Source organism: Labilibacter marinus (assembly GCF_001659685.2).
Lineage (GTDB): Bacteria > Bacteroidota > Bacteroidia > Bacteroidales > Marinilabiliaceae > Saccharicrinis > Saccharicrinis marinus.
The window spans coordinates 18,445-44,376 of record NZ_LXYE02000004.1; the positions used below are offsets into that span (position 1 = coordinate 18,445).

At 35.0% G+C, this 25,932-nt stretch carries 17 protein-coding genes; 10 read left to right on the plus strand and 7 right to left on the minus strand.

What is annotated here, in order from left to right:
• The first annotated feature begins 10 nt into the window (after positions 1–10).
• A complete protein-coding gene (locus A8L32_RS02545) occupies positions 11–2,704 on the plus strand; it encodes a glycoside hydrolase family 2 protein (protein ID WP_066627393.1) in 2,694 nt (897 codons plus the stop codon).
• Between the two features lie 57 nt (positions 2,705–2,761).
• On the opposite strand, the gene A8L32_RS02550 is transcribed toward A8L32_RS02545, so the two are convergent.
• Positions 2,762–3,514 carry a hypothetical protein gene (locus A8L32_RS02550; protein ID WP_143524999.1) on the minus strand — a complete coding sequence of 251 codons (753 nt, stop codon included), beginning with the start codon at positions 3,512–3,514 and terminating at the stop codon, positions 2,762–2,764.
• Between the two features lie 298 nt (positions 3,515–3,812).
• Here A8L32_RS02550 and A8L32_RS02555 point away from each other — a divergent pair, with 298 nt between their 5' ends.
• The 7 genes from A8L32_RS02555 to A8L32_RS02585 all read left to right on the plus strand — a co-directional run bounded on the left by A8L32_RS02555 (position 3,813) and on the right by A8L32_RS02585 (position 15,903).
• Positions 3,813–5,276, plus strand: coding sequence for a sulfatase family protein (locus tag A8L32_RS02555; protein WP_066627398.1), 1,464 nt, complete (start codon positions 3,813–3,815; stop codon positions 5,274–5,276).
• A 254-nt stretch (positions 5,277–5,530) separates the two neighbouring features.
• A complete protein-coding gene (locus A8L32_RS02560; RefSeq protein ID WP_066627401.1) occupies positions 5,531–7,045 on the plus strand; it encodes a sulfatase in 1,515 nt (504 codons plus the stop codon).
• Positions 7,046–7,194: 149 nt separating this feature from the next.
• Complete coding sequence (locus A8L32_RS02565) at positions 7,195–9,837, plus strand: PQQ-binding-like beta-propeller repeat protein (protein ID WP_066627404.1); 2,643 nt, start codon at positions 7,195–7,197, stop codon at positions 9,835–9,837.
• A 540-nt stretch (positions 9,838–10,377) separates the two neighbouring features.
• Positions 10,378–11,403 (plus strand): serine hydrolase domain-containing protein, encoded by a 1,026-nt coding sequence (locus A8L32_RS02570; protein ID WP_066627406.1) that lies wholly within the window; start codon positions 10,378–10,380, stop codon positions 11,401–11,403.
• Between the two features lie 408 nt (positions 11,404–11,811).
• Complete coding sequence (locus A8L32_RS02575; protein WP_066627409.1) at positions 11,812–12,918, plus strand: DNA polymerase III subunit gamma/tau; 1,107 nt, start codon at positions 11,812–11,814, stop codon at positions 12,916–12,918.
• A 98-nt stretch (positions 12,919–13,016) separates the two neighbouring features.
• Positions 13,017–13,556: a hypothetical protein gene (locus tag A8L32_RS23275; protein WP_083631148.1), complete on the plus strand. Its 540-nt coding sequence runs from the start codon at positions 13,017–13,019 to the stop codon at positions 13,554–13,556.
• 121 nt (positions 13,557–13,677) lie between these two features.
• Positions 13,678–15,903 carry an NADP-dependent isocitrate dehydrogenase gene (locus A8L32_RS02585; RefSeq protein WP_066627412.1) on the plus strand — a complete coding sequence of 742 codons (2,226 nt, stop codon included), beginning with the start codon at positions 13,678–13,680 and terminating at the stop codon, positions 15,901–15,903.
• A gap of 33 nt (positions 15,904–15,936) precedes the next feature.
• Here the strand turns inward: A8L32_RS02585 and A8L32_RS02590 are convergent, their stop codons facing one another.
• Entirely contained in the window at positions 15,937–16,728 is a 792-nt protein-coding gene (locus tag A8L32_RS02590; protein WP_066627414.1) for an aminotransferase class IV, read from the minus strand.
• 175 nt (positions 16,729–16,903) lie between these two features.
• Here A8L32_RS02590 and A8L32_RS02595 point away from each other — a divergent pair, with 175 nt between their 5' ends.
• The gene (locus tag A8L32_RS02595; protein ID WP_066627416.1) at positions 16,904–17,602 is read left to right on the plus strand and encodes a hypothetical protein; all 699 of its coding nucleotides are present in this window, start codon (positions 16,904–16,906) and stop codon (positions 17,600–17,602) included.
• Positions 17,603–17,689: 87 nt separating this feature from the next.
• Positions 17,690–18,307 carry an IMPACT family protein gene (locus A8L32_RS02600; RefSeq protein ID WP_066627419.1) on the plus strand — a complete coding sequence of 206 codons (618 nt, stop codon included), beginning with the start codon at positions 17,690–17,692 and terminating at the stop codon, positions 18,305–18,307.
• Positions 18,308–18,320: 13 nt separating this feature from the next.
• Here A8L32_RS02600 and A8L32_RS02605 read toward each other — a convergent pair whose 3' ends face one another.
• The 5 genes from A8L32_RS02605 to ligA all read right to left on the minus strand — a co-directional run bounded on the left by A8L32_RS02605 (position 18,321) and on the right by ligA (position 25,927).
• Entirely contained in the window at positions 18,321–21,020 is a 2,700-nt protein-coding gene (locus A8L32_RS02605; RefSeq protein WP_143525000.1) for a sensor histidine kinase, read from the minus strand.
• Between the two features lie 149 nt (positions 21,021–21,169).
• Positions 21,170–22,570 carry a COG3014 family protein gene (locus A8L32_RS02610; RefSeq protein ID WP_066627423.1) on the minus strand — a complete coding sequence of 467 codons (1,401 nt, stop codon included), beginning with the start codon at positions 22,568–22,570 and terminating at the stop codon, positions 21,170–21,172.
• A 107-nt stretch (positions 22,571–22,677) separates the two neighbouring features.
• A complete protein-coding gene (locus A8L32_RS02615) occupies positions 22,678–23,265 on the minus strand; it encodes a penicillin-binding protein activator LpoB (protein ID WP_066627517.1) in 588 nt (195 codons plus the stop codon).
• Positions 23,266–23,343: 78 nt separating this feature from the next.
• The gene (locus tag A8L32_RS02620) at positions 23,344–23,889 is read right to left on the minus strand and encodes a DUF6913 domain-containing protein (protein ID WP_066627426.1); all 546 of its coding nucleotides are present in this window, start codon (positions 23,887–23,889) and stop codon (positions 23,344–23,346) included.
• Between the two features lie 4 nt (positions 23,890–23,893).
• The gene (gene ligA, locus A8L32_RS02625; protein ID WP_066627446.1) at positions 23,894–25,927 is read right to left on the minus strand and encodes an NAD-dependent DNA ligase LigA; all 2,034 of its coding nucleotides are present in this window, start codon (positions 25,925–25,927) and stop codon (positions 23,894–23,896) included.
• Positions 25,928–25,932 lie beyond the last annotated feature (5 nt).

Genomic DNA, 25,932 nt, shown 5'->3' on the forward strand with positions numbered 1-25,932 from the left:
ACTCCTTTAAATGAAAAAAATCTATTTATCACTCTTATTGTGTTTATATCTACCATTTGTATTTGCACAAACTACCGATTTCGAATACTCAAAAGCGGGCTTCTTTGAACTAGAAAATAGTGGTAGGGAAGTTTATGATTTTAACTCAGGATGGCGTTTTATAAAGGGGAATGAAATTGGAGCCGAGCGTTTTGATTTTATTGATAAAGATTGGGAAATAGTAAATTGTCCTCATGGTTTAGAGTTGAATTCGGATCAAGCTAGTGGAAGTGCAAATTACCTAGGAGTAGCTTGGTATCGTAAGCACTTTACTATACCATTTAATACAAACAATAGAAGGGTAACGCTTCATTTTGAGGCCGTGATGGGTAAATGTAAGGTTTGGCTGAATGGCCATTTATTACAATCTCATTATGGTGGCTATTTGCCTTTTGAGGTTGATTTAACTAAACATTTACGAAAAGGAGAGAATGTTCTTTCTGTTTGGGCTGATAATAGTAACGACCCCTTGTTTCCTCCTGGAAAAGCACAGGAAAGATTAGATTTTTCTTATTTCGGGGGCATATATCGAGATGTGTGGTTGGTTTCAACTGCGCAAACATATATTACCAACCCTAATACTGTAGATGAATTAGCAGGTGGGGGTGTTTTTGTTCATTATGAAAATTTAACTAAGCAATCTGTACATGTTGTTGTAAAAACCCACATTAATAATATTGATAAGAACCCTAGAAATATTACCGTACAGCATACATTAAAAGATAGCAATGGTAATATTGTAGTGCAGGAGGATGAGAAGCTTTCTGTAAATAGTAATAGCAGTAAACATATTAGCAAAGTACTAAAGCTCAATAAACCTCAGTTATGGACGCCAGATAGCCCCACTTTGTATACCTTAGAAACAAGCATTTCTCATGGTAAGAAAACCTCTATTGATGGGGTAAGTTTAAAATTAGGAATTCGTAAAATTGAGTTTAAAGGTAAAGATGGTTTCTGGTTGAATAATGAACCTTTTGAGGGAAAGCTTACGGGAGTAAATCGTCATCAGGACCATGCTTATGTGGGCAATGCTTTACCTAACAATGGTTCGTTAAGAGATGCTTGGATACTAAAGAAAGCTGGTTGTATGATTATTCGTGCTGCTCATTATCCGGCTGATCCTGCCTTTATGGATGCCTGTGATGCTTTAGGTATGTTTTTTATTGTGGCTACTCCAGGGTGGCACCATTGGCATAAAGATCCTATTTTTGAACAGCGTGTTATCTCAGATATTCGCAATATGGTTCGTCGCGACCGAAATCATGCAAGTGTAATATGGTGGGAGCCTATTTTAAATGAAACTTGGTATCCAGCAAGTTTTGCAAAGAATGCTTGCGATGCGGTTCATCAGGAGTATCCTTACCAAGGAGCTTATACAGCGAGCGATCATCATGCCGAAGGTGGGGAGCATTCTGATTTAACCTATTCTCATCAGTTTAAACATGGATTTTGGAATCAGGCTTTAAGACCTACCAGTGATAATTATAAGGCTGTTGCTTTGGATTATAGTACGGATGATAGAACATTTTTTGTGCGCGAATGGGGTGATGCTGTAGATAATTGGTCGGCACATAATTCACCAAGTAGGGCTGCTCGTTCGTGGGGGGAGAAATCGCAATTGGTACAAGCACAGCATTACGAACAAATGGATATGGTTAATACCGATTGGGAGACACTATATAAAATGAATAAGCAACATATTGGTGGGACTTTATGGTGTGGGTTCGATCATCAGCGAGGTTATCATCCCGATCCCTTTTATGGTGGACTAACTGATGTATTTCGTCAAACGAAATACTCTTATCAGTTATTTCGTTCTCAGAAAAACCCTAAAATATATGAGCCTATGGTTTATATGGCACATGAAATGACTCCATTTTCAGATGCCGATATAAAAGTATTTACCAACTGTGATGAAGTACGTTTAATACGTTATGAGAAAGATACGTTTCATATTAAAATCAGTGATTTAAATAGAGCTATGCCACATCCATCGGTGGTATTTAAAGATGTTTACAGATTTATGGATGTAAAAGCGCTGCATGGAAATAAAGAGTTAAAGCACACCGCCAACATTAAAGTAGAAGGCTTGATGAATGGAAAAGTAGTGGCGATAGATAAAAAAGAAACGGCACAAGTAGCTTCTCAAATAAGGTTAGAACGGCTCACACCTGAAGTGCCTTTTGAAGCCAATGGCTCGGATTTTATTACTGTTATAGCATCAATAACAGATAAGGATGGAAATATAAAACGCCAAAATAATAGTCACATTAGGTTCGAAGTAGAAGGGGAAGGTGAGATTATAGATGATGGAAAAATATTTGCTAACCCTAGGTTAGTAGAGTGGGGGACTGCACCAATTTTAATTCGCTCGACCAATACGGCTGGAAAAATAACTATTATAGCTCATACGGCAGAATTAGGCATTAACAAAGCTAGTTTTGGCTCACTTACCGTAGAATCAAGTCCTGCAAAAACACCTGCGCTTTATTCTGAAGAAAGAAATTATCGAGCTCTTTTTAAAGAAACTAAATCTACTGTAAAATCAGATGATGCTGAGTTGATAGAAAAAATAAGAGAGTTAGAAAAGGAATTGCACCAAATAAAGTTAAAAGAAGTGGAGCAACAACAAACAGACTTTATAGGAGGAAAGAAGAAGGAGTAAGTTTTGGTTAGGAATAAAAAAGGCTGCTTTTTATGCAGCCTTAGTAATTATAATATTTTATAACTCGTTATATAAATGGATATGGTCTGTTAAATCTCTCCATTTCCCATCTGGGTATTTTTTAATGATTCCCTCGGAATCACTCCAAAATATTTTAAACTGTTTCTGATAGTCTTTCTTAGTTAACTTATAAGCAGCTTTATCAGAGTTCTTTTTTAGATAATAAGATTTTAAAATTCCACCTGCGGCATTAACTCCAGCAACGCCTACAGAAAAAGTTTCTTTAGCTCTTGGGTCATGGTATACAGAAATCTTTTCACTAAAAGTTGGATTTAATAACTGAACCAATAATTCCTCGGTTTTCTTTTTAATTTTCACATCAGTTTTTTCAAGGTATATATAGCCTTGGTTAATAAGGTCTTGCTCTAACCGTTGATTGTTCCATTTCTTGGCATCATGAATCATGTTGTATGCATTACCTATTTTATCTAAACCGCTAGGAGGTAGGTACATGTGTTTGATGTCTTCCGGTTTTAGTTTATGTTTATTTCCTTCGCCATCTTTTACTTTAACCTGCTCAATTAAACCTTTTTCTCTATCTAAATCAGTGATGTTTCCTTTTATTTCTGTTCCATCTTCTAATGTGATATAACTTAGTTTTTTATGAGAAAAGCCATAGGTTGGAGTTAATAGAAGTTCCTTTTCTACTTCACTAGCTTCACTTGTTGTTGTTTCTTCGGCTTGAGTTTGTGCATTTACACTCCCTACAAAAATGGCTAAAGAAAGTGTCATAGTTGATAATAATCTCATTATTAATTCAGTATTTGATTGGTACCTACTCTCGCGATTTTCGGTTTCCTCGTATTTATTATTTCATTTTGATATGTTAAAGTTTGTAGTACGGTATAATATAAAAAAGGTTTTAATAAAAGTATTATTACATGCTAATTAGGTATGTTTTAGCAATAGTAATGTTGATTGGCATATTTTCAAACTTCTTGACTGTTTTTTTTACCTAAAGTATTCACAAGAATAGTTTTTGTATTCCAGAGAACAAGATCTGAAGTTCAAAGTGCTAAACTTGCTTTTGAACTTTAAAATATTAATCATGTATATCAATAAATACTTTGTTCTTTGCGCTTTGCTTTTTGGCACTGTTGTAAATTCATTAAATGCCAAAGAGCCTAATAAACCCAACCTAGTTATTATTCATACCGACGAACACAGTTTTCGCACATTAAGTTGTTATCAAAAATTAATGTCGGAAGATCAGGCTTTTATTTGGGGAAAAGGAAATAACGTTCATACACCCAATATTGATAGAATTGCTGATGAGGGAGCTATTTGTACACGTTATTATGCATCCTCCCCGGTTTGTACACCATCACGGGCTTCCTTAATCACAGGTTTGTATCCGCAAGCAACAGGTGCCCCTAAAAATGGAGATCATATCCGACAAGACATTAAAACCTTTGGCCATATCTTAAAGGAGAATGGATATGCTACATCGTATGTTGGAAAATGGCATTTAGATGGTCATAGTAAATATACCTTTGGAATTAAATACAAAGCAGGGTTTAGTGATAATACCTATATGATGCGAGGAGGACATGCACCCTATTTGCGTTTAAAAAAAGATGGTACTTACGAAGGTTTAGGGGATAAAGCTGCGGCTAAACATCCTAAAGAAGAAATTATTCACATGACGGATTTCTTCACAAATAAAACCTTAGAAATTCTGGAGCGAGATAAAGACCAGCCATTCTGCTTAATGCTATCTATTCCGGATCCGCACACGCCTGATTATGCACGTCCTCCTTATAATACCATGTATAATCACATGAAGCTGAAAGCGCCTGTAACCATGTCGCCTGAGCTACAGGCCAAGAAACCAATGTGGGGAAAGTCAGCATCCGAAGATAAAAACGAAGCCTTTAAATTTAATGCAACAGCTTTGAAGCAATATTTTGGTATGGTCAAGCATATCGATGATAAGGTGGGTGAGATACTGGCTTTTTTGGATGAAAATAAACTGACGGAAAATACCATTATTGTTTTTACAGCCGATCATGGAGACATGTTTTACGAGCACAATCGTAGAAACAAAGGTGTACCGTACGAAGCATCAGCTAAAATACCTTTTGTAATTCGTTATCCTAAAAAGGTAAAAGCTGGAAAAGTAATTAAAACAGCGTATAATAATATAGATTTTGCTCCAACGGTACTAGGCCTGATGGGGGTAGATACTAAAGTGCCGTTTCATGGAATAGATACTTCGGAGGATTTCATGAATAATAAGGACGTAGTAGAAGGTGATAGAATTACCTATTTCGCTAAAACTGGTGGATGGTGGGTAGCTGCTGTGGATAATCAGTACAAATTAGTATTAGATAAAAAAGAAAAACCATGGTTGCTAGATATTAAAGAAGATCCGAATGAATTGATAAATTTTTACGGAAAAGAAGGGTATAAAGAAATTGGAGAGAAGCTGCAAAAGGAACTATTTATTCAAATGAAAAAATTTAAAGAGCCTGGTTTAGTAGGTAACAAAACACCATATGTTAGCCAATAAAAAATAGTTTGTAGAGTGAAAATAAATGCCTGCCTCTGAGTCGCACAGTTGCGGGCATTTTGTTTTTAAGTATCAACAGTTTTTAGGGTTCTTATACTTAACAATGTGTTTCATCATCTCATCCATGTATTTATTGGTATTTTTACTGTAAAGTGCTGATGTCTTATTTACAATTTATCTAATAGAGTGTAAGGTCTATAATATTGCTATGGTAAAACTTTATTTCAGTAAATTAATTTAATAATAAAAGAAAAATGAAAAGGTATATTTTATTCAGTTTAATACTGTTATGGCAGATAAATATTCATGGGCAAGCTAAGCAAGATAAACCATTAAATATTATAATGATTGCAATTGATGATATCAATGATTGGATAGCGCCATTGGGTGGACATCCGCAGGCTTTAACTCCACATATGGATAAGTTTTGTGATGAAGGTGCAATGGTGTTTAAAAATGCAGTTTGTGCAGCACCCATATGTGGGCCATCACGTTCTGCTTTACTTTCTGGCTATATGCCTAACCGAACGGGTGTTTATGGTAATGCTACCAATATGATTTATACCGATTTGGTAAAAGAAAATGCTACGCTTCCTGAGTATTTTTCCCAGCATGGATATCATACTTTGGCTAACGGAAAAATTTTTCACAAGCACGCTTCTGAGCATGGTGTAGACTTTGGTCATTGGGCGTTTGATGAGTTTGAGCGATCGCGCAGATATGTAAAAGATGGTCCGCAGACTTCGAAGGTTACATCTGCTAAACAAGGGAGTATAAAAGGTGAAAAGAGAGATGAGTTCAAAAATAAGAATTGTAAGTTAAGTTGGGGGCCTACCAAAGCTAATTTTGAGAAAACAGTTGATGGAAGAGTTGCAAATTGGGCCATAGATCAAATGGGTAGAGAGTATGATAAACCTTTTTTTATGAGTGTTGGGTTTATAAAACCCCATTTACCGTGGTTTGTACCTCAGCCATTTTTTGATATGTACGGTTTAGATTCGTTGCAAGTACCGTTAGTGCTTGAGGATGATTTAAAGGATATATTAAATCCAGATGGTTCTCAACTACATCATGCAACAAGCGAATATAAATGGATTAAAGAACATGGTTTAGAAAAGGAAGCAACACGAGCTTATTTGGCTAATATAAGTTTTGTAGATCGCTGTTTCGGTATGGTTATAGAGGCCTTGGAAAATAGTCCATATGCCGATAATACAATGGTCATTGTTTGGGGAGATCATGGATGGCATTTAGGCGAAAAACAACGTTATTTAAAAAATACCTTATGGTCGGAAGCGGCTAAAACACCTTTATTGGTGCGTATGCCTGGTATGGATAAATTTCAATATTGCTCAAGAACGATTAGTTTAATTGATATTTATCCAACTTTAGTAAGCCTTTGCAATTTGCCCGCTAAGGAATTAGATGGTCATGATTTTTCAGGTTTGTTAACAAAACCAAAGTCCAAATGGTCATATCCAGGCGTTACGGTTTCTGCTACGGGTACTTCTGTTATGGGGGAGCGTTACCACTATATTAGCAATTTATCGGGAGCAGAGGAATTGTACGATTTACAAAATGATACGATGGAGTTTACTAACCTTGCCAATAAGCCCGAATATAAAAAGGAGATTAAGGAAATGAAAAAATGGGTGCCTAAAGAACGTGCTGTTGCTCCGAGAATTCACTTTAAAAAGCCGCCAAATTATGTAGATGCTGATGCAGATCCAAGTATTAAAAAACAGCGTGATTTAAAGCAGTTAAAATAAAAATATTTGCAGGTAGGTTAATGGGTGTAACGCCGTTTTTAACCTGTTTAGTCTATCTTTAGTACAAGCGTTGAACTGGTGCGAACATAAAACTGAAGCCATAATAACAACTTAGTGCTGTTATTAATGAATAATCAAAACACAAAAACATGTTAAGATATTTTAAACTAGTTGCTCTGTTGCTATTTACAATTAGCATTTCTGCAAATAATTTTATTACGAAAGGAAATGGCATACGAAGTACAATTGTTGGTCAGGTTAACGGAAAGCAAGTATTGTATATTTCCGAAATAGATGGAGCCATTTCTTGTTATAGTATATCAGGTAAAAAGCTTTGGGGTAATTCTTCGGCTCAAAAGGCTGTAATGTTTGAGTTGAATACAGCGGATATTGATGGTGATGGTAATGATGATGTAGTGGCTGCAAGTGGAGATGGACATATATATTGTTATAAAAGCAATGGAAAGTTACTTTGGAAATTTAATCCAGGTCATAAAGTACGTTTTTCTGAGGTAGCTATTATTAAAAAGAAAGATGTTGTGCAAATTTTTGCAGGAGGTAACGATTATCAATTGTATGAAATAGACGCTAAGGGTAAGCTTGTTTCTAATACAGAAATTAAAGGTGTAGTTCGTACCATTGCGGCAGGTAACTTTTTGTCAAAAGACGATGCTTCTATTTTTTTAATGACCTATTCTCACGATAAGTTTCGTTGGGAGATGATGGCATTTATTAATCCAGATACCAAGGAGATTGAAAAATCGCAGAAATATAAAAGTAACCTACATAAGTCTTGGAGCAAGTTTATGGTAAATGATGTAGCCGTAGCTGATGTGGATAAAGATGCTAAGGATGACATTCTTTTTTTCGGGATTACGGATGTGGCAGTTTATAAAGCCTTGAATGGTGACTTTAAAGAGGTGGCTAGTTTTGTAGGCAATAAAAAAGAAAAACAGCGCTATGCTCATACGCAAGGTACTACTTTGTTGCCCTATAAAGATGAATTAGTTCTTCAGTTTGGTGGTATAATTTATGGATGTTCATTGACAGGCAAGCCTCTTTACAAGAGTGGTGAAAAATACAGAGAGATAATCTATAACGATTTAGTTTTTGATGCTGATTCAAAACAGCTGATTGCTGGTGGTCAAGTAGGTGGCGGAAATGGAATTTACTTTTACGATGTTAAAAAATCCAATTGGTATCAAACTAAACAAAAGCTACAAGGTAGAATGGTAGAAGTAGAGAAAAACCTCAATACCTTATATGAACAGGCCTTGGATTTTAAAATGCCTGCTTACCAAAAAAAGAGCGAGAAGGAATGGGTGATGATTACAGGGACTAAGGAAGATGCCAAAGTAGCCAAATTAAAGGGAGCTAACATTAAGTTTGTACTTCAAAAATCGCCAAAGGAAAATAGTGACCGTTCAAAAATGGTTGAAAAGATGGGCAAGATTGCCCTTAATAAGGACAAAAGAGGAAATTATAAAGAAACTCGCGAAGATATTATCAATACTGCCAAGGAGTTTGAAGCTACAGATACACCATTTGCTTTATGGGCTGGTCATGGTAACGACCCTTTTTATATTCAGATTGAAACATTGGAGGAAATATTAAAAGTGGCTCCTAATACCTGTTACGGTTTTATTTATGCCGAAATGGACGATACATCAGACCCTCGTGTGCAACACTATATTCACGAATATATTCCGCGATTGGCTAAAGCTATTCGTGTTAATGGAAAAGCAAAATTGTATTTCAGATATAAAAACATGTTTTGGGCTTTAAGCTCACATCAATCCTTATGGAAGGAATTGTTTTTCTCGAATGAGTATAGTGATATTCTAGTGCCAGCATCTGAAGATACTAGTTCACGAACGCAAGATGTGAACCTAGCAGGAAGAGTAGGCATGTTTTGTGGTGGATATGTAAATGACTTTGGTATGCGCTTAGTGGATGATAATCCAACCAGCTGGCGACCTTTAACGCCTGGAGGGCAACGGACTGTTTCTCCGTATTTACGACAAGGTGTTATGATGGCTGCCTATGGAGCTCGATATGGGATACTTTTTAGTAATAACTATATTGAAGGGCATGGCTTAAATATTTTGTATGCCCTCATGAAATCGGGTGCACTTCCTATCGTTGAAAAAGAAAATATTGTATCTAACGGAAGTTGGCATCTGATTAAAGATGTGGATAAACAACTGGTACATACAGTCGATAATCATCATAATATGAAACAATATACGCCTAAAGATGAGGATGCAGTGTTCTCTGTGGCCCAGATGCATTGGGCTGGAGCAAACGTGCCAAATCATGATTATTCAAAATTATTAGGAGTTGATTATCGATGGTTAAATTACATACCTCAATTACCTTATGGGATGATTCCTATAGCGGCTATTGAGTCTGAAAATGATTTAGAAGAAAAAGGCATACCCTATGCAATAAGTGATGGGAAACAGGGGTTTGTCAATGGTAAGGGAGTTAAGGCAAAGGATTTCGAAAATGAGCTTCAGCTTAAAGCAGAACAAGGTGCTGAAAAAATGCCTGTACTTGTAAAGGACGCAGCTTGGAGTGCCATCCGAATAGATGAGAATCATATTCGTGTTATCTTAATAGACCAAGGGTATATTGATCCGCAAGAAAGAGAAGCTAGTATTGTCTTTCAAGGAAAAGTGCCAAGCTCGGCAATTGATTTGTTCTCTCAAGAAAAATTAAAGATATCCGATAATAAGAGCGAGCTTACTGTTCCTGCAGGGGCTTTACGCTTTATTGAGCTGACTTATTAACTATTAATACCATAAAGGCTCCGTACATATGCAGAAGTCTTTATGGTTAGCTTTGTTGAAACTTATTTGTTATTGTAAAATCTATTACTCGTTCCTAAGCAAATATTACCGTCGTAGTTTTGGTCATTTCCCATTGTTGCATATTCAATCAATGTTCCATCGTCAACTATCCAATCCGAATCATTATATAACTTTTATAGCCATAAAAACCACGGCTCCATATGTTATCTTTCTCATCGATAAATACACCTCTAGAGTCAAGCATCTTATCATTTTTAAACACTGTTTTAGTTCTTTAATTAAAACTAAATGCGTGAGGTCTCTCTTCAGCTTGGAAAAATGAACTTGATAGAGAATAGTGCAAACCAATAACCAAGTCATTATTCTCCCTTATTTCAAGCGTACCAAATAATAAGGAGAGAAACTTGTTTAGGAATAGTATTGTTTGTTTGGCAAATGCGTATCAAACATTTCCTTTAGCCTTTTTGTTATAAATGTTGAATAAATACATATCTTCCTTAAAACGAAAATGCTATATAAATGAAGGGTAAAACAAAACTAATTGTACGAATATGCTTATTTACAGGAACCGCAATTTCTTTGTTCTTTGTGCCATGGATATTGGTTTGGGCTTGGTTTTTACCATTACCAAATACCGTTCAAGAACAATTGGATGAGGCCATCGGTCATGGGTTTGATGGAATGATTGTGTATGTGGATGAGGGAGGTAAGGAACCTGCCTTTTATGCTGGAGGTTGGAAGGATAAGGAAGCGAGAATACCTGCAGACCCGCATGCTCTATTTAAAATTGCAAGTATTAGTAAGTTATATGTGGCTGTGGCTATTACCAAATTAGTATATGAAAAACGATTGGCTTTAGATAAAATATTGGTGAATTACTTTCCTGAGCTGGAGGGTAAAATTGCTTATGCAGATGAAATAACAATTAAGATGCTGGTGCAACATCGCAGTGGAATTCCAGACTATACTTATATTCCGAGCTATTGGGAAAATCCTCCAAATACAAGTGAAGAGGCTCTGGAGCTAATATTCGATTTGCCAGCTCATTTTAAACCAGATGAAGATTATGAATATTCTAACACCAATTATTTATTGCTTGAAGAGCTAATCAGTAAAACAGTAGGGTATAGTCATCATCAATTTATAAAGGAAGAAATACTGATTCCGCTTAAACTAGAAAATACATTCAGTTCTTTAGTCGAGGTGGATATAAATGACGTGATGAGTGGCTATTATGTGGGGCACCCCCACGATTTAACGACAGTAGAATACGGAATGTTAGCAACAGCTGAAGATGTAGGCATATTTTTAAGGGCATTAAACGATGGCTCCGTTTTTAAGGAAGGAGAACAAGAAATATATTCTTCAATTTATGTATATGAACATGGCGGTTTAGTGCCAGGTTATCAGAGCCTATCAAAATATTATAGAGATATAGATGCAGTGGTTATTCAATTCATAAATACCACTGATTTTGAAGGGTATGAATGGAACTTGTCTCAAATAGTATTTAACCGTATTGAAAGGATATTAAGAAAAGGATAAGTATTCTGTAATTTTAAAATAGAATATGGGTTCAAGTGAGTATTTCTGATGTTATTCTGTAGGCAGAAAAATGCCCTGCAAACAAATAATTAAAATCTTTTGTGCGAGTCTTTTCCATCGACGAAAAATGTCCAAGCAAGTCTGTGCGACGTAATTATAAACTTTGGAAAACGCCGTGCAAGTTCGCTAGAAGCCTTTGTCAATATAATATTTTGTAAAAAAAAATGTATTGATGAGAGCGTAAAACGTTATAGCGTATAGCTCTTTCTTTATAGAGATAAACCATTCCGTTTATCTAATATTTAACGATATAATGACCCTGCATCGTAAGCGGTTGAAAAATGCTCAGCTAATTATCGCAATCATTCCATGTTAAATTTTATCTTTGCGTGAGCAAAAAAAATATTCATGGATTATATTGTTTCAGCACGTAAATACCGCCCATCTACATTTGTATCTGTAGTGGGGCAGCAGAATATCACAACCACATTAAAAAATGCCATCAAAGGCAGTCAGTTGGCGCATGCCTATCTTTTCTGTGGACCGCGAGGAGTAGGGAAAACTACCTGCGCACGTATTTTTGCTAAAACCATAAACTGTTCAAATATTTCGGCCGATTTTGAAGCCTGTAACGAGTGTGAATCTTGTGCATCTTTTAATGAAAATCGTTCTTATAATATTCATGAGCTGGATGGAGCTTCCAATAACTCAGTAGAGGATATCAGAAGCTTGATTGATAAAGTTCGTGTTCCGCCTCAAATTGGAAGTTACAGTGTGTATATCATCGATGAGGTTCATATGTTATCGCAGGCAGCCTTTAATGCTTTTCTAAAAACTTTAGAAGAACCTCCAAAGCATGCCATTTTTATATTGGCCACTACCGAAAAACATAAAATATTACCAACCATTTTATCACGTTGCCAGATTTATGATTTCAATAGAATTACGATTGAAGATGCGGTTGGACATTTAAAATATGTTTCGGAAAGTGAAGAGATTACAGTTGAAGAAGAAGGATTAACGGTAATCGCTCAAAAAGCGGACGGAGCCATGCGTGATGCACTTTCTATCTTCGACCAAATTGTAGCTTTCTCGGGTAAAAGCATAACCTATCAGCAAGTTATCGATAATTTAAATGTATTAGATTACGATTTTTATTTTAGGTTGATTGATGCATGTTTAGCAGAGGATACTGCACAAACCTTATTAATTTTTGATGAGATATTAAAACGAGGTTTCGATGCACATCATTTTATATCAGGCTTAAGTTCACACTTGCGCGATTTATTAGTTTGTAAAGATGCTGCTACTATTCAGTTAATGGATGTAGGTCCTAAAGTAAAAGAGAAATACGGGGAGCAGGCGCAAAAAAGCTCTATCGACTTTTTAATGGATGCCTTAACTGCAACCAATGATTGTGATTTACAATATAGAGTAGCCAAAAATAAACGTTTACATGTTGAGTTTGCTTTACTTAAGGTAGCTCGCGTTTTAGACGAACAAAGAAAAAAGTAGCAAAAAAGGCGAAGAAACAAAACGGTTCTGGTGGGAGTGATAAAAAAGTAAGTTCAACCGGTACTTCGTCAGCAGCACAAACAGTAGCTGCTAAATCCGTGGCAAAGGCAAGACCTACAAAACAAGCAGTAGGAGCGCAAAGAAGTTCAGTAAAAACCATATCCTTAAAGGCAGCTTTAAAAGGAGGTGGTAATTTATTGACGGATAAAACAAAAGAGGCTTCGGCTAATGCTAATAAGGAAGAGGAAATTATTGTTGACCCAAGTTGGAATAGTCCAGTGGAACAGGATAGGGTGAAGTTAGCATGGATGAGTTATGCACGTAAAATCCAAACCAAAAATCCAAGGTTGGCCAGTATTCTGAATAACCATATTCCAGAGTTAAGGTCAGGCACTATTCTGCATGTGAAGTTGAAAAACAAAACGCAGGATAATGAATTGCTGGAACAGAAGAACATCATTTTTCCGTATTTAAAGCGAGAGCTACAGAATGCATCGTTAGAGTTATCAACTGAATTAGTGATTGATAAACTAAATACCACAAAGGCCTTTACGGCTCAGGAAAAAGCTAAGTTAATGGCTAAGAAAAATCCTGCCCTTTTGCTCTTGACTCAAAAATTTGATTTAGATGTTGAGTAAGATGAACTTGTTGGACTTATTTTTGTTTTTGAAAATGGTCTGACTAAGCCTCTTATAAATAATTAATAGAAATAACGTAACCGATATAATTTGAGGGAAACCCTCATAAACATTTTTTGATATGACAGATACATCAAAAATTATTTACACCAAAACCGATGAAGCGCCAGCTTTGGCAACCTATTCATTGTTACCTATTATTAAAACGTTTACCGATGCGGCAGGAGTTGAGGTTGAATTAACCGATATTTCATTAGCAGGTAGAATTATAGCTAACTTCCCAGATAATTTAAAGGAAGAGCAGAAGCAGGTAGATGCCTTGTCTCAATTAGGTGAATTGGCTAAGCAGCCCAATGCAAACATTATCAAGCTTCCTAATATTAGTGCATCTATACCTCAGTTAGCTGTAGCCATTAAGGAATTACAAGACCATGGGTATGATATTCCTGATTTCCCGATGGAACCTAAAACGGAAGAAGAAAAAGAAATTAAAGCGAGATATGCAAAAGTATTGGGTAGTGCAGTAAACCCTGTTTTACGCGAAGGTAACTCGGATCGTAGAGTAGCGGATGCGGTTAAGCAATATGCCAAAGATAATCCACATAGTATGGGTGCTTGGAGTGCAGATTCTAAGTCGCACGTAGCACATATGACAGAAGGAGATTTTTATGCTTCGGAGAAGTCGTATGTAGCGCCTAAAGCAACTGCAGTTAAAATTGAGTTACACGCTAAGTCTGGTGAGGTGACTGTTTTAAAAGCAAATACGGAGTTATTAGAAAGTGAAGTAATTGATGGTTCTTTAATGAGCAAAAAAGCTTTACGCGCTTTCTTCGAAAAAGAAATTTCAGCAGCTAAAGAAGAGGATGTATTGTTGTCATTACACCTTAAAGCTACTATGATGAAGGTGTCTGATCCAATTATGTTTGGACATGCAGTTACTGTGTTTTATAAAGATGTATTTGAGCAATACACCGATTTATTTAATGAGTTAGGTGTGGATGCTACCAATGGTTTGGGTGATGTTTATGCTAAAATAGCGACTTTACCAGCAGATAAAAAAGCGGAAGTAGAAACAGCTATACAAGATGTATATAAAACACGCCCGGAAATGGCGATGGTAAATTCTGATAAAGGAATTACTAACCTACACGTTCCAAGTGATATTATTATTGATGCTTCTATGCCAGCTGCATTGCGTACTTCGGGTCAAATGTGGGGGCCAGACGGGAACCTAAAAGATACAAAGGCATTAATTCCAGATCGTTGTTATGCAGGAATCTACCAAGAGGTATTTACTTTCTGTAAAGCAAACGGAGCATTTGATGTTACTACGATGGGTAATGTTTCTAATGTTGGTTTGATGGCGAAGAAAGCGGAGGAGTATGGTTCGCACGATAAGACTTTCCAAATTCCTGCAGATGGTAAAATAGTGGTTACTGATACCGAAGGAAATATTGCTTTTGAGCACGCAGTGGCTGAAGGTGATATTTGGAGAATGTGCCAAACAAAAGATGTAGCCATTAAGGATTGGGTAAAGCTTGCCGTTAGTAGAGCAACGGCTACAGGTAATCCAGCTATTTTCTGGTTAGATGAGGAGAGAGCGCACGATGCCAACATTATTGCCAAAGTAAATGCATACCTAAAAGATTACGACTTAGCTGGTTTAGAGGTGAAAATAATGAGTCCAGTTGAGGCCATGAAATACACACTAGATCGCGTTAAAGCAGGTGAGGATACTATCTCGGTTACAGGTAATGTATTAAGAGATTACTTAACCGATTTATTTCCAATTCTTGAGTTAGGAACAAGTGCTAAGATGCTTTCTATCGTTCCTTTACTTGCAGGTGGTGGTTTGTACGAAACAGGAGCAGGTGGTTCTGCACCTAAGCACGTGCAACAGTTTTTACAAGAAGGGCATTTGCGTTGGGATTCATTGGGTGAGTTTTTAGCATTGGCGGTTTCTTTAGAAGATATCGGTAATAAAACTGCTAATGATAAAGCGCTTGTGTTGGCTAAAGCTTTAAATCAGGCTAACAGTCAGTTCTTAGCTAATGATAAATCTCCATCACGTAAGGTAAATGAGATTGATAATCGTGGTAGTCATTTTTATTTAGCTTTATATTGGGCTAAAGCTATTGCCGAGCAAACCGAAGATGTAGATTTGCAGCGTAAATTTGCTAAAATGGTATTGATGTTGAAGGATAACGAAACAAATATTCTTCAGGACTTAATTGATGCACAAGGAAGCGAATTAAATATTGGTGGATATTATCAACCAAATGATGAGTTAGCTGCCAAAGCCATGCGTCCAAGTGAAAAATTTAATAGTATATTAGATAGAGTTTAAAAGACTTTAATTAAGATATTACAATGCCGATGCTCAATGAGTATCGGCATTTTTTTTGTAATCTTCAATTAGCCGGTTTAACCCTTCCGTCAGTTCTATAAGTATAGGATGCTTTACGTCAAAGGTAAATGAGTCAATATTTTTGATGGGTAAAATTCTAAGTGAGGTTCCAGTAATAAAGGCAGCATCAATTGCGGCTAGTTCGGATGCTTTAGTACAAGCATAAACTAGGCTAAAGCCTTTCTTGTTTATTACTTCAATTGTTTTTCCTCGAATGATACCTTGCAAGACGGCATGATCAGGAGCTGTTATAATCTGCCTGCCTTTTATAAAAAAAACGTTCGATCTACTTCCTTCTGTAATTTCTGAAAGGTGGTTAACTAGAAGCGTTTCAAATATGTTTTGAGATTTAATTTTCGCATTTGCTGATTCTCTAACTTTTGTATGTGCAACTTTTATATTGGGTAAATTCCTTTCCGCATGGAGCAAAGCAGTTTCTATTCCTTCCTGATACATTTTTATTGAAGGGTAATTACTATTTATGGAAAATATGAAAAACCTATATTCATCATCATTAATAAAGTGAGATATCTTGATGTTTTTATTGCATATTTTTTCATCTGAGATTAATTGATAAATGCCTTTAAGTAATATCTCATGCTTGAATATGGCTTGTTCATTAAAACTCGTAAGTCCAGATAAAATACGAGAAAAGTGAGCGTGGATAAATAACGGTATTCCACTTTCAATACGAATTATATCATATATTTCTTTTTTACTATGTATGGTTTTAGTACTCGGAGCTTTTCCAATAATGACTCTCATTATAATAATTTATCTTCTTGATTTTTAAAATTTATGATCTCTTAAAATAGTAGGTCAAATTTAAAGCAATATATTTACGGTTTCAACGCAACCTTTCACAAATTTACTAGTCAATAGTAAGCATTGTAGAATTAAAGGAATAAAATAATAATAACATACATAAAATTACAGGAGAATGAAGGTTTTTAAGTTTAAGCAAGTTGGTGTTTTTGTATTGCTAATTGCTACATTAGTTGGGTGTATTAAAGAAGAGGAGCCACAACCTCAAAAATATAGTGGTTGGGGTTTTGTTAAAGAAATTAGTTCAGAATACTATATTTATCTGGATAATGATTTAATGCTAAAAGTAGCTAACTTGGATGAAGAAGGTGAGGAAAAGATAGAAGTTGATGATCGTATAATTATTGCTTTTACCATTAAGAATTCACCACAAGATCACCCTATATACAATCATGAAATTGATTTAGAGAGTTTTTTAGTAATTGATTATACAGAATCTATTGTAGAATTAAATGAAGCAAGTAGAGATACAATAGGAGATGGTATTGTACAAATAGGAGAGTTTACGCATTTATCTGGAAATTACTTGAATTTGGATATCTATTATGAAAAGGAAATAGGACAGGTTTTTTCTGTATGCTACGATGAAACTATTCAAGAAGATGATCAGCCTCTGATTTTAGAGCTAAGAAGTTATTATGAGGAAGAGGAAGATGGTGTATTACTATCAAACAAACTACAAACATTCAATGTGTCGAATATACCTGGTTTGACAGAGCCTAGTGAAGAAGGGTATTTTGAATTTAAATTAAGGATTAATAGTGGTGATTCTCAACAAAAAGAATATACATTTTTTTATACGATACCTCAATAATAGTTTTATATAACCAGAGATACAAGAGATGCTTCTAATTGAAGCATCTCTTTTTTTTGTAATTTTGCAGCCTGATTAAAATATAGTATGGCCAATATAATTGATATATATAATACGATTGAGAATCCTTCTGAGGGTATTTATAAAGAAAAGGGAAGTAAGTTTATTGCATATGCATATCCGGTGTATTCTGAAGATCAAATTAAGGAGCATGTTCGTAAATTAAAAGATGAGTATTATGATGCTCGGCACCATTGCTTTGCTTGGCAATTGGGAACGGATGGATTAAAGTATAGAGCCAATGATGATGGAGAGCCTTCTGGCTCGGCAGGAAAGCCTATATATGGCCAATTACGGTCTTTAGAATTAACCAATATTTTAGTAGTTGTTGTTAGATACTTTGGAGGTACAAAACTTGGAGTTCCTGGTTTAATTCGTGCCTACAGAGAGGCTACCGTAGACGCCATTAATAATGCAAGTATCGTTGAAAAAACGGTTAACGACTTTTATTCTGTAAAGTTTGATTACGGAGTAATGAACGACATAATGAAGGTGGTTAAAGAAGAGAACTTAAATATTACAAATCAGCAATTTGACTTGGCTTGTAATATTGAATTTTCGCTTCGACAGACAGAGGTCGATAAGGTAATAAATCGTTTATCAAAAATAGAATCTGTTAGGTGCGAATATATAATCACCAAATAATACTTAATGGTTTTTACTTAAGCACATAAGGTAATGAAAAACTAAATCTGGAACCTTCATCTAAGGTAGAGTCTACCCAAATTTTACCACCTATTATTTCCACTAGACTTTGAGATATTGATAAACCTAGTCCTGTGCCTCCATGCTGACGCATAATTTTAGGATTAGCTTGTGTAAAGCGTTCAAATATTTTCTTTTGTTCTTCCTTAGCTATACCTATGCCATTGTCTTCAACGTAGAATTCAATAAATTTCTCTTTTACAATATGGTATCCAAATTTGATATATCCGTTGTTTGTAAATTTTATTGCATTGCTAATTAGATTATTAAGTACTTGTCTAATTTTACCTTCATCGCTTATGATTACAGCATTTTCATTTGCTAAGCCTAATTCTATACTAAGGTCTATGTGGTTGCTCTCTGCTTTTTTTAAGAAGAACGATTGAATTGATTCTAATACGTGGTTTATATTAACAGGCGCCTTGTTCACCTGAATCTGTCCTGTTTCTATTTTTGAAATTTCTAATACATCATTTATGATTTCAAGCAGTTGATGGCCGCTTTTAACAATGACTGAAGTGTAATAATTTCGCTCCTCAGGATTGATAGTTTTAGAGGATAATAATTCAGAAAACCCAATGATACCATTCATAGGGGTTCTGATTTCATGGGACATATTTGCCAAAAAAGAAGATTTTAATCGATCACTCTCTTCAGCTTTTTCTTTAGCCTGAATGAGCTCTTCTTTAGCGCGCTCCTGATCCGATATATCTCTAACAATAGCCAAGGTATGATTCTCACTTAGAAAAACCATCCTTGATTCAAATGTATGTAATTTATTATCTAAATTCAGTTCGTACTTATAGGTGTCAATTGATTTTGATTCAAGAACTTTGGTAACTTTTTCTAACGTAAGTACTGCTATTTCTTTTGGCAGAACATCAAGTACATTTCTTTTTAAAAAGTCTTTTGCCTCTCGATAGAGCTTATTTCCTTCATTACTATGGTAGTCAGTAATATAACCACTCTTGTCAAAAACAAACATCATATCTGGAATTGCCGATAATAAACCATTTGTTTTATTAATGTGCTCTTCAAGTCTTTCGTTAGAATATTTTAAATGCTGAACCAGCTGTTTCTCTTTCGAGATATTTGTCAATGTACCAAAGCCTTTAAATGGTCTATTATCCTTAAAAAGCATAATTCCACTTCCCATAATAGAAATAGTTTCAGAAGCTTTAGAAGGCATCAAATCAAACTCCTCTTTCCATGCCGAATTGTTTTGTTTAGCACCTTGCCATAGCTTAATTACTTTTTCTTGATGATGAGAAATAATAAGGCTATTAAGCTGAGAAAACTTATTTATTGAACTTAATTGAGTTGATATGATATCAGGATTACCATACCAAATAAGTTCGTCATTCTGAGGGTTCCATTCATATATTACATCAGATAGCTGTGTTGCTACCATTCTGAATTGTTCTTCACTTTCGCGCAATGATATTTCGGCTAATTTGGTTTCTTCAATATCTTGTGCTATACCATGAATACCTACAAAGTTTCCATCTTCATTATAAACTGGCCTCATGGAGTTTCTAGTCCATCTATAAGTACCATTTTTATCCTTAATTTGTACTTCAGAAGCAACGGTATTCCCTTGAGCCACCTTTTTTATCGCATTATGAAAATTTACTTTATTATCTTCATGTATGAAGTTTATAAAGTGGTAGCCAATAATTTCTTCGGCGGTATATCCAATAAGTAGTTTAATTACAGGACTAACATAGGTGCAGATACCATTGGCATCTATAGAAAAGATTACATCGTTTATTTTTTCTACCAACTCCCTATATTTGTTTTCACTTGATTGTAGTGCTTTAGCAATATTGGTTCGAATAGAAATATCCTGAATGATACCAATACCACCAATGATTTTTTTATTCGCAAAAACGGGGGCTGTTTTTAATAGAATGGACACGCAAGTTCCACTTGTTGAGGTATTGTATTCACCCTCGTATTCATCCTCAACACCTAAAAGCGCATTCTGAAAAGTAGGTAAAACTCGTTTGTCGTTTATGTTATTAATATTCAAACCAAGAAGAACTTCTCGGTTTGACTTTAATATTTCAGCAAATTTTTCGTTTAAATCTGTAATTATTAAATTGTTATCGAAGTAAAACATTCCGATAGGGGAGAAGCTAAAAAACTCTCTTAATTTATTTTCATTGGAGAAGGAGGGTTGGGTAGCAATTACTTCTTTATTGTTTTCTTTTTTGGCAATAACAATATCTTCCTCTAATTGGACTCTAATTTTTTCTAATTGAATAATTTTTTCATCAGCTATAAGGCTTGCCTCTTTTGAGTACATACATAAGGCAGCAAATGTTTTGCCTTCATCATCTCGAACTGGAATTCCGTAAAAACATTTTAAACCAGCTTTCCCTTCTAATGTATCTGAAAGATCTGATTCTTGTATATTATTGATGAAATGGTTTTCTGAATTATATATTACTTTTTTACTGATGCTATTGCTAATGTTCTTATTAAAGAAAATACTGTTTTCTACAGGTTTGTTAAATGCAATGGCAGTAAGTAGGCCAGGTTTAATTTCAGTTAACAGAGTCAACGTACAATTCATTAAATCGGCATATATTCTAAACTGACTTTTCCAGCGCTTTAGATAATGATTGTAATTGTGATTAGATAATTTCACAGAAAGCAATTGTTAATAATAAAATAATTACATAATTGAAAAGCAAAATACTACTAATAATCATGTACTGTCCTATTTTATTGAACAATGCATTGTTTTCTTTGAGAAACCTGATGATTTACTTAATAAAGAAAATCAGGATTATAAGATTAACGGGTAGTTTCTAATTGGTGGTAGGTGAAAAATGTAGTTTCATTCTCTTTTATGTCAAATGAAAACGATTCTGAATTTTGAGCATTTCCAGATACTTTTAGGTTGACTTGATGATTTCCTTCAGTTAAAGGAATGCGGGTATAATGAATAGCATATGGAAGAGACTGCCAATTCCTAGTATCTGCTTTTTCGGTTACTGCATTCACAATACTTAATATTGTTCCTAAGGTTTCATCCTGTTGATTGGCCAATTCTTCTAAAGCTTTTTTAGTGGCTAAGCGAGCTATCCCTTGTGCAAGTTCACGAGCCATCCTATCTTTTAATGACTGAAAGGCAATGGCATTTATATTTTGAGATAATTCGAGCGGGTAGAATTGATCACCTGCTTGTAAACTAGCTGTGGTGAAAACAGGTTTTCGTTCTACATATTTTGGAAATGCCACTCTTAAAAAGGACATGTTTTTAAAGGCAGATTGCTGATCGCGACTTCTGCTGCCAATGTAAATAGGAAAGTTAAAACCATAATCTTCATTGGCTAAGGTAATCCAACCATCATTGTAACCTGTATTGGTAAAGTTTATACTCCATTCATCTTTAACTGGGCCAAAGCCATTCATCCATAAAAACACCAACGAGCCAGACTCTTCTAGTTGTGGATCGTAGTCAATCTTAAAACTATCTTTATAAAAGTTATATTCTTCTGTAAAACCAATTTCGTGTGAAACTCTTAAAATATCTTTTTTTAATTGAGGAGGAGCTCCCAAACTAAATAAATCTTTATATTGAGATTCATACGTTTCATACGCATTTCGATAGGCAATAAAGGCATTGTTCTTGTCACCAGATGCATCATAAATCATTCCCATTAAATTATGGGCGAATGCATCATTGGCATATTTGTTTTTATTTTTTTTGTATTTATCATTTAACTGCTGTAGTAGTATGTTTACTCTTCGGCATTCTACCAATGCTTCTTCGTAACTTTTAAGCATTAGGTAGTTTAACGATTTGTAATAGTGAACCATTACTGCTTCAAAATCTTCAGGTTTATAGGCTTTTACCATTGGATTCGAAATTAATGCAAGAGCTTCTGAGCCAACTGATTTTTTATAGTCTTCGTAATATAAATCCGCTTTATTAAAAAATGAATTACTGTTCTCATAATCACCCATCATAAAATTCACCATGCCTTTATTCATATAATAAAGAACTCGGTTATTTCCTGTTTCTCCTTTTTTATCGTTGCTTAAAAGCTTATCAGCTGAATTAAAGTCTCCACCTGTAATAAAGGATTGTAATTGGTGGTTCTTTTCGTAGTATGTTGCACATCCAGCAAAGAATATTGCAACAATAATACTGACAATTAAAATGGCTGCTTTAGTTTTTTTAATTGGCATAATAGGAGATATGAGGTAGGTGAATGATTTAATGGGAGTTTGTAGAGGTGAAGTAAGCCTTTATTCCATCATAACTAAACATGACGGAATAAAAGCAGTCTTGTTTTTTATTTATTGATGTATTTTTTAATCTCTTTATCGCCAATCCAAACCACCTCATTGGTTTCTATATTAGTAAGCTCCAGATTTGTTTTGTAGAAGTTAACTCTTTCTTTTTTATAGGTATCTACAATAGAGTTGATATCTCCATTCATCATAAAGTCAGCTCCAAGCTCTTTACCCCATTCTTTGGCTGTTGCCATAGAAGCAAATTCTTGTTGAGCAGCACGTTCTTTTCTAAGTTCTTCACGTTTATCGCCAGCTTGAACTAGACGTACTCTACCGCTATTAATAAAAGATCTTTCAACATCCTTAATAAAGGTACCTGCGTTAATATGTTCGTGTGATTTATTATAAATAAGACCAACAACAACAACTGGTTTTTTGCCTTCGTTTTCTTTGGCGAAATTAGTAATCCAAGCTGCTGAAAGAACTTGTTCTACCATAGCATCTGCTACCATTTTTGAGTCGGTGTCATTCCAGCGTCCACTTAAGTCTATTGCTTCATCAGGAGATACACGCTCTACTTTGTGAGTTGCACATGAAGACAATAATAAAGCCATAAAAAGTACTGAGGAAAGTAATTTAGTTTTCATATTTTTTCGTGTTATGGTTAGATGTTTTTTATTAAGTTTAATTTTTAACCTGTCAATCAAAATCAATTATTGTGCCAATTAACAATTCAAAACAGATAAATAATGATTTATTTGTTCGCTTAAATATACAGAGTTTCCTTTTTTGTCTCCAACATCAATCATTAAATCGTGTAAGCCCTTATCAAGATGAGCACAACCTACTTTAAATTTAGCAAGAGAAGTTTTCAATATATACTCATGTTCAAACTGTTCCTCTTGATATAAATCAATTAAAATATCGAAAGAGTTATTGGTGTATTGGGCGATGAGTTCATTTTTTGGTTTGTAAAACCAATTAAAGTCTTTAATACCAATGTAATGATGATTAGTATCTCCAATTAAGGTATCTCCGTTAGGTTTTAGTGGTGAGAAGCCCATTACTTCTACTTTAATATTTAAATCTTTTAAATCCGACTCAATTTTTTTAATCGTTTGTCTATCTTTTTCGATAGTAGAGTTAAATATTAATCCAACGGATTTTGCTTGTTTTAAATTACAAGCCATGGGTGAGCGTTTTAAGTTTTTTATTTTATGTTTTAATAAAAATGCTCCAATACGTATTCTAAGCTTTTTAAAGTAGTTCACAGAATTAGTTTTCTAGAAGATCCATAAATTCAGTTTCGCTAATAATAGTAACCTTCAGCTTTTCTGCTTTGGTTAATTTAGCTGGACCAGTTTTTTCGCCCGCTACAAGATACGATGTTTTTGCGGAAACTCCGCTAAGGTTTTTTCCACCGTTCTGCTCAATGATTTTTTTAAGTTCATCTCGTGAAAAATTACTAAAGGTGCCACTTACTACAAATGATTGGCCTGTAAACTTGCCTTCGCTAGTCAAATGCTCTTCACTTTCGAATTGAAGGCCAGCGTTTTTTAGTCGTGCAATCATCTGTTGATTTTCTTCATCAGCAAAATACTTAACAACACTTTCTGCTACTTTAGGACCAATGTCATCAACAGCAGTTAAGGCCTCTAGTGTTGCTTCGGAAAGCTTTTCAATGGTATTGAATTTTCGAGTTAAGGTTTTGGCAACAGTAGCTCCCACGTGTTTAATGCCTAAACCAAATAATACGCTAGGGAAGGGGATGGATTTTGAAGTTTGAATTCCATCTAATAAATTCTGCGTAGATTTTTCTTGAAAGCTAAACAGTTTCTTGCTTTCATCATCTCCAGATATTCGTGTTAAACCATTAAGTATTTCATAGTTTAAGTCGTAAATATCACTTACGTTTTTCACCAAACCTTTTTCAAAAAGTAAATCAACAACTTGCTCTCCAAACGAGTCTATATTTAAAGCTTTTCGGCTCACAAAATGCTCTATTTTACCTTTTAGTTGAGGAGGACACATCTTGTCATTTGGGCAAAAATGAGCTACCTCACCTTCGGGACGAATTAACGCTGTTCCGCATTCAGGGCAATTTGCAATAAAACTTATAGGACTAGCCAAAGGATGTCTTTCGGATTCGTTTACTCTTGTAATTTTAGGTATAATTTCACCACCTTTTTCTACGTAAACCATATCATGTTCATGTAGGTTAAGCTGCTCAATAATATCGGCATTATGCAGAGAAGCTCTTCTTACTGTTGTTCCAGCAAGTTGCACCGCATCTAAATTCGCAACAGGAGTAATTTTCCCTGTTCTTCCTACCTGATAATCTACACTTAATAATTTTGTACACGCTTCTTCTGCCTGAAACTTATATGAAATAGCCCAACGAGGAGATTTAGCCGTATAACCCAATTCATTTTGCAGGTTGATATCGTTTACTTTAATAACGATGCCATCAATCTCAAACGGAAGGTTAAAGCGTTCTTGATCCCAATGTTTTATAAATTGATTAATTTCTTCAAGAGAATGACATGTTTTATAATGCTCTGGGATTTTAAAACCCCAGGTACGAGCCTCTTCTAAATTGTTTGCATGAATAGTTGATGGAAGATTTTCGCCCAACATATAATATAAATAACAATCGAGTCCGCGTTTGGCTACATCACTACTTTTTTTCATTTTAAGAGAACCAGATGCTGCATTACGAGCATTGGCAAAAGTAGGATCACCTTCTTTTTCTCTTAACTCGTTAATTTTTATAAATTCTGAATTGGGAATAAATATCTCACCTCGTATTTCAAAGTTCTTAGGGTAGTTACCGCTCAACTGAAGAGGGATGCTTTTGATGGTTTTAACATTCGCAGTTACATCATCTCCTTTTTCTCCATCCCCACGTGTAACGGCATGTTTAAGTAATCCATTCTCATAGGTTAATCCTATGGCTGTACCATCATATTTTAACTCGCATACATATTCAATATCCTCGCCAATGGCCTTAACTACTCTTTGGTGAAAGTCTGCGATTTCCTCCTCATTATAGGTATTTCCTAGGGAGAGCATAGGGTATTTGTGGGTGATTTGTTGAAAGTCGTTAGATAAATCACTCCCTACTCTTTGGCTAGGACTATTAGCATCAGCAAATTCGGGATGCTCTTTTTCTAGTTTTATTAAACGATGCATCATCTGATCATAATCGAAATCAGAAATATTGGGGCTATTTAATACGTAGTATTTATAATTGTGTTGATTGAGTTCTTCTCTGAGTGAATTTATTTGTTGCTGTATTTCGCTACTCATCTTTC

Coding starts and splice junctions, on each gene's coding strand:
- A8L32_RS02545 (WP_066627393.1), top strand. CDS start 11: ATGAAAAAAATCTATTTATCACTCTTATTGTGTTTATATCTACCATTT.
- A8L32_RS02550 (WP_143524999.1), bottom strand. CDS start 3,514: ATGAGATTATTATCAACTATGACACTTTCTTTAGCCATTTTTGTAGGG.
- A8L32_RS02555 (WP_066627398.1), top strand. CDS start 3,813: ATGTATATCAATAAATACTTTGTTCTTTGCGCTTTGCTTTTTGGCACT.
- A8L32_RS02560 (WP_066627401.1), top strand. CDS start 5,531: ATGAAAAGGTATATTTTATTCAGTTTAATACTGTTATGGCAGATAAAT.
- A8L32_RS02565 (WP_066627404.1), top strand. CDS start 7,195: ATGTTAAGATATTTTAAACTAGTTGCTCTGTTGCTATTTACAATTAGC.
- A8L32_RS02570 (WP_066627406.1), top strand. CDS start 10,378: ATGAAGGGTAAAACAAAACTAATTGTACGAATATGCTTATTTACAGGA.
- A8L32_RS02575 (WP_066627409.1), top strand. CDS start 11,812: ATGGATTATATTGTTTCAGCACGTAAATACCGCCCATCTACATTTGTA.
- A8L32_RS02585 (WP_066627412.1), top strand. CDS start 13,678: ATGACAGATACATCAAAAATTATTTACACCAAAACCGATGAAGCGCCA.
- A8L32_RS02590 (WP_066627414.1), bottom strand. CDS start 16,728: ATGAGAGTCATTATTGGAAAAGCTCCGAGTACTAAAACCATACATAGT.
- A8L32_RS02595 (WP_066627416.1), top strand. CDS start 16,904: ATGAAGGTTTTTAAGTTTAAGCAAGTTGGTGTTTTTGTATTGCTAATT.
- A8L32_RS02600 (WP_066627419.1), top strand. CDS start 17,690: ATGGCCAATATAATTGATATATATAATACGATTGAGAATCCTTCTGAG.
- A8L32_RS02610 (WP_066627423.1), bottom strand. CDS start 22,570: ATGCCAATTAAAAAAACTAAAGCAGCCATTTTAATTGTCAGTATTATT.
- A8L32_RS02615 (WP_066627517.1), bottom strand. CDS start 23,265: ATGAAAACTAAATTACTTTCCTCAGTACTTTTTATGGCTTTATTATTG.
- ligA (WP_066627446.1), bottom strand. CDS start 25,927: ATGAGTAGCGAAATACAGCAACAAATAAATTCACTCAGAGAAGAACTC.